The organism is Paenisporosarcina sp. P4_E4_2 (genome assembly GCF_056401595.1).
Genome location: NZ_JBFUJC010000442.1, coordinates 1 through 2,177 on the forward strand (window position 1 = coordinate 1; position 2,177 = coordinate 2,177).

A 2,177-nucleotide genomic window follows, 5' to 3' on the forward strand; every position below is an offset into this window, starting at 1 on the left:
CCCCTTTAGATAACCATATCCAAAGGGATATAACGGTACATCTTTTTTATAAACGGTACGACTTTATTTCAAAGCTACACCAAGGGGAGAAACTGGAGCACCTCATAAAGGATTTTGTACGAAACAATATTTGAAAGGAAATCGCACTACTCCCCTTCAATGCTAACTTCCAAAAAATTTAATAAAAAAACTGAAGACAAACTCAAAAAATGCGAGTTTGTCTTCAGTCTGAGCCTATTTATCAGGATGGGCTTTACTTTATACCCATGATATTTCTACTGGGAGTATATGTGTAAAATCTGTACTCAATTGCTTTTCATCATCATTCAGTAACAAGTGGATGGATCCATGATCGGCAGATGTCCGTATCAAACGGCCAATTCCTTGTTGAAGGCGTAACAACATAAACGGCAATTCGACTTCTGCAAAAGGATCATTAGAAAATTTTCGTTTCGCATCGAACAAAGGATCATGCGGAGGGAAAGGTAAATCAAATATAATCACGCGTGTTAAAGCTTCTGCAGGCAAATCAAGCCCTTCCCATAAATGGTATGAACATAATGTAGCGATATGCCCAGCTTGGAAATCACGCACAATGGATGATAATTCACGTTCTCCWTCAAAAACCATACCCATTCTTTCTTCAACTGAAAGGGAATTTTCAAAATTCACCATATCACTCTTCGACTTGAACAATAACAAGGTGGGCTCTTTAGATTGCAAGAGTAGTTCTCGTGCTTTCTTTGCTTTCGTTTCACTATCGACAGAATGACCAAATATCTGCATTACTTGGTCGTAATCAAATGGAGATGGAACACTAAACGAATGGTACTGATCGATACCTAAAGCATCTGAAATATAGGTGAAGTCTTTATTAACCGATAAAGTGGCTGAAGAGAAAACAACAGGCAATTTATTTGTGAATAATTTTTCATTTAAAATATCTGTTACGAGACGTGGCATGATGACTAATGTCTCAATACCATCTTTTTCTTCCAACCAATCGACCGCATCTCCATTTTGAACAAATAATTGGAGTGAAAATACATATTGTTCCAAGTATTCTTCTACCATACGAAGATCATATTCATCAATCGTATAAAGCTCTGATTCAAATACAAATTCTTCTAAAATTTGTTCTACTAATTTCACAAGCTGTTGGCCTAGCTGAAGAACGCGGTCTGTTTTATCTATATGGAGACGTTCTCCTTCTTCACCATGTGCATGAGTCAGCAATTCTTTGAAGAAATCATCATGTAAGTCCTGCAATCTTTCTAGCAATTGCAATGTCTTTTCACGTACGCCATCCTGTGCGACACGGTCAATCAATGACACAAGCGTTTGGCTCTGTACTTCATAAGTCAATGCACGTTGAGCAGCGAATTCCAATAAATGACCTTCATCCAGTACAATCATCGAAACGTCAGGAAGTAAAGGCATTTGTCCTTCACGCACACGCGATTCTTTTGTCCAAATGTGTTCCATTAAAAAATCATGCGAACAAATGATCAAATCTCCAGCTTCACGGTAATTTTGTCGATGAATCGTTTGACCGCAACGGTTGCGGATATCACAAACGGCACATTGCTGAATCGGATGATAATTTACTTTTTGCCAATCCTCGTCACTGACATCCGGAAAAGCACTGCGCTCTCCGTATGGGTAAACCGATTGGAGCGACTGATGACCGTACACAAAATCAGGAATTCCATCTTCAATTTGTTCCAGGAATTCTTCATCATTCGTTTTTTGTTCGTGCTCAAGTCTCTTTAAACATAAATATTGGTCACGTGATTTCGCCAGACGGACATCAATGTTCCATCCTAGTGAATCTTGTAATTTTTGAATATCTCCTTCTTTTTTAACGAGCTGATCAATTAACGTCTCATCAGCACACGAAATCAAAGCAGGTTTTCCTGTGTATCGCGCATAGGAAATTGCCGGAAGTAAATAAGCAATCGTCTTCCCTGTTCCTACGCCAGCTTCGGCAAACAAAACATTTTTATTTTTCAAAGATTTTTCAATCTGATAGGCCATATAAATCTGCTCATCACGACATTCGAATCCTTTTTCAGGAAGTTCATCATAAAGAACGTCTCCCATCCAATCACCTAGTGATTCAAAAAAAGAGCGGTCTTTCGTTAGTGCAAATGGTAATGTTTGCTTCATAGTGATCC

The 2,177-nt window shown here is 38.5% G+C and carries 1 protein-coding gene; it reads right to left on the reverse strand.

The window, feature by feature from the left end; all coding sequences use genetic code 11:
* Window positions 1–258 precede the first annotated feature (258 nt).
* Window positions 259–2,169, reverse strand: coding sequence for an ATP-dependent DNA helicase (locus AC1DSB_RS18420; RefSeq protein WP_477587318.1), 1,911 nt, complete (start codon window positions 2,167–2,169; stop codon window positions 259–261).
* Window positions 2,170–2,177: the final 8 nt, after the last annotated feature.